This window comes from Phytoactinopolyspora halotolerans (assembly GCF_010550675.1).
In the GTDB taxonomy this organism is placed as follows: domain Bacteria; phylum Actinomycetota; class Actinomycetes; order Jiangellales; family Jiangellaceae; genus Phytoactinopolyspora; species Phytoactinopolyspora halotolerans.
The window spans coordinates 42683-55745 of sequence record NZ_JAAGOA010000006.1 but is presented as its reverse complement, the minus strand read 5'-3'; the positions used below and the strand labels follow the sequence as shown (position 1 = coordinate 55745).

Genomic DNA, 13063 nt, shown 5'->3' with positions numbered 1-13063 from the left:
TTTTATCCGGCGGGTGGTACACCATTGAGGCGATGAGTGTGGTAGAGCCCGGGACCACCGAGGGCGGACCCAGCGATGAACAGCTGTGGTCGCGCGCTCGCCGGGGCGATCCCGCGGCCTTCGGTGACCTGTTCACCCGGCACTCACACGCCGTCTACACGTTCTGTTTCCGGCTGACCGGCAGCTGGGACATCGCCGAAGACCTCACCACGGTGGTGTTCCTGGAAGCCTGGCGCCAGCGGGCCCGGTTCACCGCCGACGGCGACACGCTCATGGCCTGGTTGCTGGGCATCGCGTCGCAGGCCGCGCGGAACAGCACCCGAGCGGTGAAACGACACCGCAGACTACTGGCCAAGCTGCCGCCGGCGATCATCGAGGAACGCGGCGACGAGAACCACGCTGCCCGTGTCGAGGCCGAGCAGCAGATGCAGGAGATCCTGCGTGTCTTCAGACGACTCCCCCAGCGTGAGCAAGAGGTGCTCGCGTTGTGCGTCTGGGGTGAGCGCACCGCCGCCGAGGCAGCGGTGGCGCTCGGAATCCCGGTGGGTACGGTCCGTTCCCGGTTGGCCCGTGCCCACGAACATCTCCGCCGCCTGGTGGAGGGTGCCGCCCGACCAACGACGTCCCGGCCGGCTGTGCATGCTCAACCCGACCCGGGAGGCCACGTAGCACCATGAACTCACCGACACTTCAGTTCGGCAGCGTCGAGCGTCCTCCTTCCGGTGAGCTCCCCGAGGACCGCGAACGCGCCATCCGCGACCTGCTCGAGTCGATCGCGCGGGAGACGTTGGAGGCATCGGCCGGATCAAAGCGCCGCAAGCCGGCGTGGCGGCCGCGGATACAGCTGGCCCGAATGGCGCTGGCGACGGCCACAGCCGGGGTGCTGGTAGCGGTCTCATTGGTCGCCGCAGACGTGTTCCGCTCCGACATGGGCGTCGCGCACGCTGCCACACCGGCGCTGATCGGACACGAGACGTCCGCAGGCGACCCGGCTTCGGCCGAGCTCACCGCCCTGGCTACGCGCGTCGCCACGGACGCGGAGCTGGACGCGGGCGCGGACTCGGACCCGGGTGCGGACTCGGACGTGGGCGCGGACTCAGAGGGTCTCGACGGGGCGACGGCAAGCGGCGGTGGCCTCGCGATCCGTACCGAACGGTGGTCGCTCGAGATCACCGAGAGCGGCCCGAAGGCAGCCGAGGGCGACGCGCCGCCGGAAGGTGCCGCACCGGATGCGGCCCCAGAAGGCCGGGCGGATGACGGCGCCACCGCGTCAACCGGTGACGCGGCGACGAGCAGCAACGTCAGCACGGCGGTCATCCCGATTCGGCGCGATCTGATCCGGCACGCGAACGGCACCGTCTCCGTGCGCGAGGTGGGCGGCGAACCACAGTTCCCGAGCGAGGCATACCGGCGGGCATGGACCGAGGATGGCCGTCCCGGCCCCGCCGGCGAGGTGCTGCGCGACGAGACGCTCGAGGCCGGCGCCTGGGCCACGATGTACCCGGACGACCTGCCGACGCAGCCCGCGGAGCTGCGCGATGTGCTCGCGACCGAGCGACCCGCGCTCGCCGACGACAGCGCCGAGTTGTTCCGCGCCGTCCGCGATGTCCACCTCGAGCAGGTTCCGGACTCCGCTGTCCGGGCCGCGATCCTCCGCCTGCTCGCCGACGCACCGGACGTCGAGTCCCTCGGCGAGACGACGGACCGCGCCGGTCGCACGGTCCAGGCGTTCGCCACAGATTCGGACGGGAGCGGCTGGCCGATTCGCCACGTCCTGCTCATCGACCGCGACGACGGTCGACTCCTCGGCTACGAGCAAGTGCTGCTGGACGACGTCGAGCAGTTCGACGCCGCCGCTCCGGCGGTCATCGACTACACCCTCTTCCTCTGACCCACCACCACTCCTAAATGATCATGTGAAGTGGGTTTTCTCGTGCCCTACCATGTCTGCAGACCTGTTGAGGCGCGAGAAACCCCACTTCACATGATCATTTAGGTCGGGCCCGCGGGTTGGTCAGCCGGTGTACGTGCAGGTCCAGTAGCTCATCCGGTTGTTGTCGCTGGAGCCCACGTACGAATCCTGAGTACCCACCGCCTCGTACCACAGCCGCGAGCTGCCCTGGTAGTCGAAGGCGTAGATGGCCTTCCCGCTGCCGCCACGGTTCACCCACGACGTGGTCTGGTTGTTGAATCCCCAGTTGGACGCGTACGACGAGCACGTGCTGGAGAACTGGTACCGGGTGCCGTCGTAGTTCGATCCGGTGTAGAAGCAGTAGTAGGAGTACGGGCATGACGTGTAACTCCCGGCCGGCTGAAGATCCGACGACGCGGCGCCGGCCGCATCACCCTCCACCGCTGCGGCGTTCCCCGTCTCCGACTGCTCCTGCAGCGTCTCGGAACCGAGTTCCTCGACCACATCGGCCCGCACGTTCTCCCCGAGCCCAGCCGGCGCCACGGTTTCCCCGGGGCTGGGCCACACCACCACGGTTGCGCCGTCGTCCCAGGCCAACGCATTGTCGGATATCTGGACACCACCCGGCTGAAGCTCCAGAAGTTCGGCCATCTCCTCCGCGAGCGGGCCGCTGGGCGCGGTGCCGCTGTGCGCGGTGCCGTTGTCCGGACTGGCCTGTCCGGCCATGAAAGGAGCCGCCAGCAATGCGGCTGCTCCCAACGCTCCCACGGTGCCTCGCTTCATCCGAGCGCTGAGTCTGTCGAGCATGCGTCTCTCCTCGTGCCGGTGCATGGATCCTTCGCCAGGAGGGTAGGTCATGCGGGGCGACCCCGCAGCGCAGCGATCGGTGCCGCTCCCCTTAAGCTGGCGGTATGCCCGACGCACGACCCGCCTGGGGATTTGGCCTGACGACCACGACGCTCGACGGCACCATCCTGGATGTGTGGTACCCGTCGCCTGAGCTCGGCAAACCGCCGGTAGGCTCGGATGCCCTCGTTGAGCTGCGCAATCTCGAGACCGATGACCCCGATCGCCAGGTACGTCGTCGCGTGGTGCAGACCGTGGCCGACCTCGACACACCGCCCGTCGACGCCGCCGACGCCTATCTGCGGCTCCATCTGCTCTCGCACCGCCTCGTGGCGCCGCGCGAACAGAATCTGGACGGTATCTTCGGCGTGCTGTCGAACGTCGTCTGGACCAACCACGGCCCCTGCGCGGTGGAGGATTTCGAGCAGACCAGGCTCCGCCTCGCGCAACGAGGGCCGGTCGCGGTACTCGGCATCGACAAGTTCCCGCGCATGGTCGACTACGTCGTGCCGTCCGGAGTGCGGATCGCCGACGCCGACCGGGTACGCCTCGGTGCGCATCTCGCCGCCGGTACCACCGTCATGCACGAAGGGTTCGTCAACTACAACGCGGGTACGCTCGGAGCCTCGATGGTGGAAGGCAGGATCTCCGCGGGCGTCGTCGTCGGCGACGGCTCCGACATCGGCGGCGGCGCGTCCATCATGGGCACGCTCTCCGGCGGCGGCAAGGAGGTCATCACCATCGGCGAGGGATGCCTGGTGGGCGCGAACGCCGGCGTCGGGATCTCACTCGGCGACGGATGTGTCGTCGAAGCCGGCTGCTACATCACCGCCGGGACGAAAGTCAGCCTCCCCGACAGCCGGGTGGTCAAGGCACGCGAGCTCTCCGGCCAGGGCGGTCTGCTGTTCCGGCGCAACAGCGTCTCCGGCGCCATCGAGGCACTGGCGAGATCGGGCGACTGGGGCGGCCTGAACGCCGCCCTGCACGCGAACTGACGCGCGTCGCCGGGTGGGTGACTGGAACTCGCAGGCATAGATGAGCCGTTACAGCCAAAGATGAGCCGCTATAGCCAAACACCGAGGCCGATGGGGCGTGCCGCCCGGCTGTTGCGCACGGTGGCGGTTCTGGTCGTTCTCGGCGTGGGACTGATGCTCCTGCTCATCTGGCGGCTGGAGAACGACGGCGGTTTGCTCGGCACTCGGGAGCGGTGCATAGCCAACGCCGGCGGCTATGAGGCGGAGCTGACGACGCAGCAGGCTGAGAATGCCGCGACGATCAGCGCCATCGCCGTGCAGCGAGGGTTGCCGGCTCGAGCGGTGACCATCGCGCTGGCCACCGCATATCAGGAGTCCGACCTGTACAACCTGAACTACGGCGACCGGGACTCGCTCGGGTTGTTCCAGCAGCGTCCGTCCCAAGGGTGGGGCACCGAGGAGCAGGTTCAGGACCCGGTCTATGCCGCCGGGGCCTTCTACGACGCGCTGGTCCAGGTCGACGGCTACCGGGAGATGGAGATCACCGTGGCCGCGCAGACCGTTCAGCGCAGCGCCTTTCCGGACGCGTACGCGCAACACGAAGAGAAGGCCCGGGCGCTGGCCTCCTCGTTCGCCGGGCATTCCGGGGCCGCCTTTCACTGCCAGTTCTCCATGGACGCGTTCGACGGACACAGGGTGCAGCAGATAGACGACGGCGGGCTGACCCCGCGAGCGCGCACCGTCCATGACGAATTGCTCGAGCGCTTCGGTGACCTGGACATGGGCGGTTTCCAGCCGGGTGGAGTCAGCTCCGGCCATATCGAGGGCTCGGCGCACTACGACGGCCGGGCGATCGACGTGATGTTCCGCGACTACGAGAACGGTGACGTCAACCGCTACGGGTGGGCGGTCGCCCACTGGGCTGTCGCCCATGCGCAGCGTCTCGGCATAGCAACGGTCATCTACGACGACATGATCTGGACCGCGCGCCGGTCGAGTGAAGGCTGGCGCCCGTATGAACACCCGTCGGGAGACACCGAGAACCCGACGCTTCGCCATCTCGACCACATCCACATCGACGTCGTCGAAGGCCGGAGTTAGGCCTCGCCTGCGCCGAGGCTAGCGCCGACCACCCGCCCTGACGCGCACATCCACGCAGCCACGGCATACGCCGCCATTCGCTGAGCGCACCGTCTCGATAGGGTGGCCACATCATGAGCGAGCCACCACCGCCTCCGCCGCCGCAACGACCCGACCCGCCCTCCAGCCAGAGCAGTCGGCCTGCCGAGGTCCATCCCAGCCATGCACCGGTAACGGCGGATCGTCCGGGCGCCGTCCGGCGATGGAGGGTCGCCACCGCACTCACCGCAGCGCTGGGGCTGGCCTTGTCCGGCACCGTCTACCTGGTGATGGACCGCAGGGTCGAGAACTTGGAGGACGATCTCGCCGCCGCCGAGTCTCGTACTGACCTGGGTGATCTTCTCGACCTGATGGAGGGATTGGACCTCGGCGAATTGCTCGACGACGGTGCCGACGCACTGGGCGATGAAGGCCTCGGCGACGGCGGCGGTCTCGGTACCGAGGATCTCGGTGTCGACACCGCTGTCTTCGAATGTCTCGCGCCCGGTATGACCGATCTGAACAGCGACTCCATCCCGGACACCGAGATCGAGGAGCAGGTCCGTGCGGTGCGCGAGATCGTGGAGTCCGAACGCGGCCTGTCCGCCGACGGCGAGCTCGACATCGAGTTCGTCCCGGCCGATGAGTTGCAGCGGCGCGTCGTCGAGATGAGCGAGGAAGACCTCGACGCGGAGGCGATCGCCGTCGAGTCCCGCATGCTGGCCACACTCGGCGCCGTCGAACCGGACCTCGATCTTGCACAAGCCCAGCTCGACGCGCTCGGCGAGGGTGTGGCGGGTTTCTACAACCCGGACACCCAGGAGCTGGTGATCGGCTCGGAACAGATGGATCCGATGGGCACCTACGTCACCGCGCACGAGATGGTGCACGCGCTCGCCGACGCCACCTTCGGCCTGCCCGACCTGGACACCCTCGCCTCCGACGAGGGCAGCGACGCCGCGCTGGCCGCGCTCAGCGCGCTGGAGGGAGACGCCACCCTCTACGGCCAGATGATGATCACCACGCATCTATCGCTGACCGATCTGCTGACCCTGGAGCTGGAGTCGTCCGGCACGACCGCGAGCCTGGACGCGTTGCCGCACTACGTCGAGCGCAGTCTGTCCTTCCCGTATCTGGAAGGGATGTCGTTCGCCTGCCACGCCTACCTCGACGGCGACTGGGCCGCGATCGACGACCTGTACGCGCAGGTTCCCACGACGAGCGCGCAGATCCTGTTCCCAGAGCGGTACGCGTCCGGTGAGGAGGCACAGGACGTCCGTGATCTCGACGGCCCGGACGGCTGGCAGGAGGTCCACCGCGACACGTTCGGCGCGGCCGACCTGCTCTTCCTGTTGGAGGCGCCCGGCGGAGACGAGAACGCGGCGCTCGACGATGCGCTCGGCCGTACCGAGGCTTGGGCGGGCGGCGAGGTCACCGTCTGGGACCGCTCCGGCGACACGGCCGTCGGCGTGGTGTTGGCCGAGCACCCGGACGGTACGGACCTGTGCGACACCGTCCGGGAGTACTACGGCGCGGCCTTCCCGGATGCCGCCTCGACCGCCGAGGACGACGGACGCCACGTGTTCGACGGCCCGAGCCAGTCAGCGGTGATCGCCTGCGACGGAATCGACGAGGTGGCGCTGGGCATCGGCCCGGACATCGACATCGCGTCCGCGGCCATCGACGTGCCCGCCGGCGAGGCCGATACGGCTCGCTAGCCAGTCCTAGCCGGAGATGTCGATCACACGCCGCGCAGACGCTCCGCGGCGGCGGTGATCTGATCGTCCGTGGCGGTCAGCGCCACTCGTACGTGGGATCGGCCGGGCGGACCGTAGTACTCGCCGGGCGCCACCAGTATGCCCCGATCGGCAAGCCAACCGACGGTGTCCCAGCATGGCTCGTCCCGGCTCGCCCAGAGATAGAGGGAACCTGCGGAGTGGTCGATCCGGAAACCGGCCGACGTCAGAGCGGCGTGCAGCGTCGTCCGTCGGCGCAGGTATCGCTCCCGCTGCTCGTCGACGTGCCGGTCGTCGTCGAGAGCGGCCGCCATCGCCGCCTGCACCGGTGCCGGCATCATCATTCCGGCGTGCCGGCGAACCTGCAGCAGCTTGTCCAGCAGTACTGGGTCTCCGGCGACGAACCCGGCGCGGTAGCCGGCGAGATTGGAGCGCTTGGACAACGAATGGACGGCCAGGATGCCGTCCAACGAGCCGCCGTTCACCGCGGGGTCCAGCACCGACACCGGCTCGGCTTCCCAGCAGAACTCCAGATAACACTCGTCCGCGGCGACGATCGCGCCACGTTCCCGTGCCCACGCCACCATCTTCGCCAGGTGTTCGGCGGGCAGCACCGCACCGTGCGGATTGGCCGGAGAGTTCAGCCAGACCAACGCCGGCCGCTCCGGTCCCAGCGCCACCGACGAGTCGGCCGCCACCGGCCGCGCACCAGCCAGTCGCGCACCGATGTCATAGGTCGGATACGCCAGCTCGGGGTGGACGACCACGTCGCCGGCACCCAGCCCCAGCAGCGTCGGCAGCCAGGCCACCAGCTCCTTCGAGCCGATGCTCGGCAACACGCCGCCGTCCGGGTCCACCGTGCCGATGCCGAACCGTCGCCGCAGCCAGCCCGCAGCGGCCGCACGTACCGCAGCCGTCCCCTGCGTCGTCGGATAGCCGGGAGCATCAGCCGCAGCCGCCAACGCCTCACGGGCTACCTGCGGCGTCGGGTCCACCGGCGTCCCCACCGAGAGGTCCACCAGGCCGTCCGGGTGGGCATGCGCCCGTTCCCGGTACGGCACCAGCGAATCCCACGGGAACGCCGGCAGGTTCAGCGGACCGGCCGTTCCGGCGACATCACCCATGGATCGTCACGCTCTTAGCGCTCACCTCGCGTGGGCCGGTCAGTGCTCCCCGGTGTCCTGTGGCGGCAGCGCTGCGATCAGTGAGTGGTCCTTGTCGATCGCGCCGAGCTTTGCGGCTCCACCGGGCGAGCCGAGGTCATCGAAGAACTCGACGTTCGCCTGGTAGTAGTCCTTCCACTGCTCGGGAAGGTCGTCTTCGTAGAAGATCGCTTCCACCGGGCAGACCGGCTCACACGCACCACAGTCGACACACTCGTCGGGGTGGATGTAGAGCATCCGTTCCCCTTCATAGATGCAGTCAACCGGGCATTCCTCGACGCAAGCCAGATCCTTGAGATCCACGCACGGCTGCGCGATGACGTATGTCACGACGGTCTCCTCCAGACGGGTCGTGGCGCCGTTGAGCGCCTTGCACCACCTAGTATCGCGGTGCACCCACTCCGCTTTGCAACAGAGGTCAGCCTATGAGACACCTTCCCTCTGGCGGTGCACGGGATCGGCTTGTGGGCCGCCGTGTCGTCGTCCGGCACCGATTGCACGACGCCGAGCAGTCCGCGACGGATGTGCTGGGCACTCTCGAATCCTGGTCCGGCGGCCGGCTGCAGCTGCGTCGCACCAGCGGTTCCGGCCGGTCGTCACGCCCAGAGGGCGAGATCGTGGTGGTGGCCGAGGGCGACGTCATGGCGATCAAGGCGATTCCCGCCCAACCGGTGACCAGGCGTGCGGTACGCGATCTGGAGGCCGCAGCGGCGCGCGGCTGGCGGGCGCTGCAGACCGACCGGATCGGGGGCTGGCTGCTCAGGGCGGCGGACGGCTTCACCCGCCGGGCCAACTCCTGTATGCCCCTCGACGATCCCGGGATGGCCCTCGACGACGCCATCGCCGCGGTGCGCGACTGGTACGCCGAGCGCGGATTGCCTCCGTGCTTCCAGGTCCCCGGCCCGCTCGAGCTGGCCCTGGGGCCCGCGTTGGACGCCCGGGGATGGTCACGAAGCGAAGACGTGCTGGTGCTCACCGCGGATGTCGATGACGTGCGGGCGGGCGCCCGGGATGACCTGCCGGCCGTGCGCATCGACGATCGGCCGGACGACGCGTGGCTGGGCTGCTACCACTACCGCGGCGACGAGCTTCCCGAGCACGCGATCCATGTCCTGACCAACGCGGACCAGGTCGGCTTCGCGTCCGTGGATGACGCGGGGCAGCGCGTCGCCATCGCACGAGGCGCCGTCACCGACGCCCCCAGCGGCCGTCGTTGGCTGGGCGTCACAGCGGTGGAGGTGGCGCCGACGGCGCGGCGACGCGGCCTCGGCAGCCACGTGGTGGCCGGCCTGGCGGCGTGGGCGGCCCGGCTCGCGGCCACCCACGCCTACCTCCAGGTCGAGGAGACCAACACGGCTGCCCAGGCCGCATACCGGAAGCTCGGCTTCGCCGACCACCACAGTTACCACTACCGCTCGCCATGATCATCGACCGTTGAACCGGTGATGACCGGTCTCACCATCGATGATCACGGGCGAGGTCAGTCGTCGCCGCCGCCCTCGTCCGGGTCCGGCCCGCAGATCACCTGGTGGTTCGGGTTGTAGGTCCAGGGGTCGGCCTCGTCCTTGACCAGTTCGCCGTCGAGCGTCCACACCTTGCGGTAGGACGTGATGTCGAATCCCTGGCTCCCGGACTGCGCGGCGCAGTTGGGACCGTTGTCGTAGATCGTCTGCGGCGACGTGAAATTGCCGCGCTCGGAGACCGACGTCTCCACCTTGTAATGCTCGGTGCTCCAGATCCGGACCGTGAGGACACCCTGGTCACGGCCGGCACTCGGGGTGAACTCCGTGTCCACGAGCACACCGTACGGCGTGTCGTTCGCGAATCGCATGTCCTTCGCGCCCCAGGCCACCGTCGCCTCCTGCGCGATCGGGTACCGGTCGAAGTAGATGGAATGCGGCCAGTGCTCGACGTCGTCCAGGCCGGCCTGGAACGCCGCGTGGAACGTCGTCGTCGCAACCTGCGAGACGCCGCCGCCCATGGCATCCTCCAGACGCCCACCGTTGATGATGGTCCCGGAGGTGAAGCCGTTGGCCTCGGTGCGCTCACCGACGATGCCGTTGAGGCTGAACTCATCTCCCGGTTCGAGGAATGTGTTGTCGATCAGCTCGGCGGCCCGGCCGATGTTGACGTCCCGGTACTCCGCCGGCGGGAAGTACGTCGTGAACTCCGAGACGACTTCCTTGACGCCGAGTTCCTCCGCGGCCTCGGTGGTCAGTTCCGGTTCGACGTCTACCAGTTCGACCTCCGCACGGCGGCTGTCGCCCTCCTCGGTCAGCGCCAGCAAGACCGCGTCACCGAGCGAGCCCTTCTCGATCCCCTTCCCGGCCTCGGCCGGCACGACGACCGGTTCGCCGTTCTGGATCGTGATCGATGCGTCCTTGCCTTCCTGACCCAGCTCCTCGAGTTCGTCCGAGGCCAGCTCGACCAGCTTGTCGCCGTTCAGCTCGGGCTGCAGGTCGCCGTTCTCATTCGCGGTCAGCTTCAGCGTCTGGCCGATCAGCTCAGGCGACAGTTGGACGCTCTCATCACCCGCGACCACCGTGACCGGGGCGGACATGGCCGGCGCGGCGAACTCGTCCACCGCTGCCTCGACCTTGTCTCCGGTCACGTTCGGCTGCACCTCGTCGACCGGAACGGTCAGCTCGCCGATCGGCATATCCCGCGCGTCGCTGCCGTAGAAGGCGCCGGACAGCACCTCCATCGCGCCGTCCACGTCCAGCTCCGTCCCGATCTGCGGCTCGCTGGTCACCACCTCGCCTCCGTCGAACGCGACCGACCCGTTCACCGGCTCGGTGTTCGATTGCTCGGCGATGCCTTCCAGTGTGCTGCGCAACCGGTCGGTGTCGATCACCGGCCGCGGCTCCACCTCGTCGCCGCCGAACAAAGCCTGCATCAGCGAGATCGGATTCGCGCTGCCGCCCGGCACCGCACCTACCGTGGCGGGCACGTCGATCTGCATGCCGGCCTCGGACGGCACCACGTCGTACGCGCTCTCGGTCTCCCCCAACTGCACACGGATGGGATCATCGACGACGGCGGGCAGCTCGGCTTCCAGCTTGGCCTCGGCCTCAGCCGGCGTGAGGCCGCCGACGTCGATCCCGGCGACCGTGGCATTCTGCGCCAGTTTTCCACCGAACATGAGGTAAATGACGCCGTACGCCACAACCAGTACCGCGATGACGACGCCCGCGACGATCGCCACCGTCCGGCCTCGGCGGCGGGGCCGGTCCGACTCGTCGTCGCCCGCGCCGGACCCGCCGTCCGAGGTGTCTCCACCGGACGGATCGAGGACCGGCACCGCGATCTCCTGGGTCGCCGGCTCGGGGTGCTGACTCGGCGCGTTCGCGCCTGGAGCCGGCGGCTGGGCGGCCGGTGGTGGGGCCACCGGTGGTGGAAACGACGCGCTGCGTGGTCTGACGGCGTCGCCCAGCGAACCGGCCGTCGGGGCGCCTGCAGTCGGCGCACCGGTGGCGGTGTTCGCAGCCGGCCGGCCGTTGGGCGGCGGAACGTCTCCGTTCGACACCCCAGAATTCGAAGCTCCAGCCGACCAAGCCCCGGCGGACGAGACCCCGGCGGACGAAGCCCCGGCGGGAGGAGGTTGTGGCGGCTGAGCGTCACCGGATGGACGGTCGGTCGCGGGGGTCTCACCGCCAGGACCGTCGGCTGCGGAGGGCTCGGCCGGCGGAGGACCGTCAGCCGGGGAGGCCTCGTTAGCCGCGTCGTCGGACGACGACCCGGCTGACGCGGCGGCCTCGGCATCGGTCAACGCATCTGCATCATCAGAGGAGACAGCACCTGCCGGACGACTGGCGCCGTCCGCGTGCGCAGGCGAGCCGCTCGCATTGGTTTGTTTGTCGGTCACCTTTGGGCATACCTAACACGCGACATATCCATGTGAAGAACAGACACGACAGTCTGCCGAGCGCATCTTACTCGAGCTATGGCGAATCGTCCCCCTTTATGACGCCGTTACTCGATCTTGATCCATGCTCTGCCTTTCCGCGTGTCTCCATCTCAGCGACGGGCGCTCTGTTCGCTCCCATGCCGAGCGTCACGGCGACACCGATCGCACCGCCGAACAGGAACACGAGCCCTGTCGCGTCGGAGGCGATGACGACGTCGCCGGCCGGCCGCTGCTGCGCCAGAATCAACACAGGCACCAGCCAAGACAGCCCCACCACTCCGATTCCCAGCCGGGAACGCGCGACCCTGCGCGAGAGCACGCATACGCCGACCGCCGCTCCGATGGCCAGGAAAAGCCCGATCCCCGCCGACCACCGGTGGACGAACGCGCCCGCCACCGCGGTGACCACGGCTATCCCGGCCAGAGCGAGCAGCATCGCACCTCGCAGGAGAGTGCTCAGCAGGCCCTGAGTCGTCAAGGTTCGAGGCCGGCGAACAGGTCGGTCTCCCAACCGGTCTCCGGGTCCACATCGCCTGGCGTGCCGTGCACCAGCCGGAAGTGCTCCTTACCCCAGATCTCCTGCCCCATGTTGTCGGAGAGGGCGAAGAAGGGGCCGTCGACGTCGATCTGGGTCCGGTGTGCACGCATCGCCGCCGCCTTGCGTCCCAGCCAGGAGGATCCGTCCACGACGGCGGTGACGTCCGCGTCGTCGACCACGAAACCGAAATCGTCGGCGGACTTGGCCTCACCGAACGGGCTGTCCGGATGGTCCTTGTACATCTCGATGCTCTGCTGGATGACGCTGCGCGGCATGGCGGTCCAGTACACCTTCGGCACCGGCCAGGCCTCGCCCAGGTCTCGCCGATAGCTGTCGACCCCGGCGAGGAGCAGCGCATACATCGCCACGCGATGCGCCTGTATGTGGTCCGGATGGCCGTACCCGCCGTTCTCGTCGTACGTGACCATCACATGCGGACGCACCTCTCGGATGACCTCGACCAGGTGGTCCGCCGCCCGCAGCAGATCCGCGGCCCAGAAGCTGTCCGGCCGCACCGACTCCGGTGCCACTGCCCGACGCCCCTCATCACCCCAGACCATGCCCGAATCCCGGTAGCGTCCCGGCCCGCCTAAGAAGCGGTAGTCGGTCACACCCAGCTCAGCCATCGCCGCCGCCAGCTCCTTGGCACGGTGCTCACCGAGCGCGTCATCTCGCTCTGGAGCGAGATGCGCCAGCTCTGGCACCAAGATCTCACCCTGCTCTCCTTGGGTGCATGTGACCAAGGTCACGTGTGCGCCCTCGTCCACGTAACGGGCCATCGTGGCCCCGGTGCCGATGGTCTCGTCGTCGGGATGCGCGTGCACCAGCAGCATCCGGCGCTGAGAGTTGATGTCGACCATGACCGCAA

Annotated in this window: 12 protein-coding genes; 6 read left to right on the top strand and 6 right to left on the bottom strand. The window is 68.6% G+C overall.

Annotated features, from left to right (window positions below; translation table 11 throughout):
• The first annotated feature begins 32 nt into the window (after window positions 1-32).
• Both G1H10_RS10160 and G1H10_RS10155 read left to right on the top strand, forming a co-directional pair.
• Window positions 33-677: an RNA polymerase sigma factor gene (locus G1H10_RS10160; protein WP_163736445.1), complete on the top strand. Its 645-nt coding sequence runs from the start codon at window positions 33-35 to the stop codon at window positions 675-677.
• Entirely contained in the window at window positions 674-1891 is a 1218-nt protein-coding gene (locus G1H10_RS10155) for a hypothetical protein (RefSeq protein ID WP_163736442.1), read from the top strand. Before G1H10_RS10160 ends, G1H10_RS10155 begins: the two co-directional genes overlap by 4 nt.
• 123 nt (window positions 1892-2014) lie before the next feature.
• On the opposite strand, the gene G1H10_RS10150 is transcribed toward G1H10_RS10155, so the two are convergent.
• The gene (locus G1H10_RS10150; protein ID WP_163736439.1) at window positions 2015-2719 is read right to left on the bottom strand and encodes a peptidase inhibitor family I36 protein; all 705 of its coding nucleotides are present in this window, start codon (window positions 2717-2719) and stop codon (window positions 2015-2017) included.
• A gap of 104 nt (window positions 2720-2823) precedes the next feature.
• Here G1H10_RS10150 and dapD point away from each other — a divergent pair, with 104 nt between their 5' ends.
• The 3 genes from dapD (at window position 2824) to G1H10_RS10135 (ending at window position 6569) form a co-directional block, all read left to right on the top strand.
• On the top strand, window positions 2824-3753 hold the full coding sequence (gene dapD, locus G1H10_RS10145; protein WP_163736436.1) for a 2,3,4,5-tetrahydropyridine-2,6-dicarboxylate N-succinyltransferase: 930 nt from the start codon (window positions 2824-2826) through the stop codon (window positions 3751-3753).
• Window positions 3754-3843: 90 nt separating this feature from the next.
• The gene (locus G1H10_RS10140) at window positions 3844-4833 is read left to right on the top strand and encodes a VldE C-terminal domain-containing protein (protein WP_216853109.1); all 990 of its coding nucleotides are present in this window, start codon (window positions 3844-3846) and stop codon (window positions 4831-4833) included.
• Window positions 4834-4946: 113 nt separating this feature from the next.
• On the top strand, window positions 4947-6569 hold the full coding sequence (locus G1H10_RS10135; protein ID WP_163736433.1) for a hypothetical protein: 1623 nt from the start codon (window positions 4947-4949) through the stop codon (window positions 6567-6569).
• A 23-nt stretch (window positions 6570-6592) separates the two neighbouring features.
• On the opposite strand, the gene dapC is transcribed toward G1H10_RS10135, so the two are convergent.
• Both dapC and fdxA read right to left on the bottom strand, forming a co-directional pair.
• Entirely contained in the window at window positions 6593-7711 is a 1119-nt protein-coding gene (gene dapC, locus G1H10_RS10130; protein ID WP_163736430.1) for a succinyldiaminopimelate transaminase, read from the bottom strand.
• Window positions 7712-7750: 39 nt separating this feature from the next.
• Window positions 7751-8080: a ferredoxin gene (fdxA, locus tag G1H10_RS10125; RefSeq protein ID WP_163736428.1), complete on the bottom strand. Its 330-nt coding sequence runs from the start codon at window positions 8078-8080 to the stop codon at window positions 7751-7753.
• Between the two features lie 134 nt (window positions 8081-8214).
• On the opposite strand from fdxA, the gene G1H10_RS34485 reads away from it, so the two are divergent.
• Window positions 8215-9174 carry a GNAT family N-acetyltransferase gene (locus G1H10_RS34485; protein ID WP_216853108.1) on the top strand — a complete coding sequence of 320 codons (960 nt, stop codon included), beginning with the start codon at window positions 8215-8217 and terminating at the stop codon, window positions 9172-9174.
• Window positions 9175-9230: 56 nt separating this feature from the next.
• Here G1H10_RS34485 and G1H10_RS10115 read toward each other — a convergent pair whose 3' ends face one another.
• The 3 genes from G1H10_RS10115 to mshB all read right to left on the bottom strand — a co-directional run bounded on the left by G1H10_RS10115 (window position 9231) and on the right by mshB (window position 13055).
• The gene (locus G1H10_RS10115) at window positions 9231-11276 is read right to left on the bottom strand and encodes a VanW family protein (protein WP_163736425.1); all 2046 of its coding nucleotides are present in this window, start codon (window positions 11274-11276) and stop codon (window positions 9231-9233) included.
• A 415-nt stretch (window positions 11277-11691) separates the two neighbouring features.
• A complete protein-coding gene (locus G1H10_RS10110; RefSeq protein ID WP_163736422.1) occupies window positions 11692-12093 on the bottom strand; it encodes a DUF6113 family protein in 402 nt (133 codons plus the stop codon).
• 38 nt (window positions 12094-12131) lie between these two features.
• Window positions 12132-13055, bottom strand: a complete 924-nt coding sequence (gene mshB / locus G1H10_RS10105; protein ID WP_163736420.1) for an N-acetyl-1-D-myo-inositol-2-amino-2-deoxy-alpha-D-glucopyranoside deacetylase — start codon at window positions 13053-13055, stop codon at window positions 12132-12134.
• Window positions 13056-13063 lie beyond the last annotated feature (8 nt).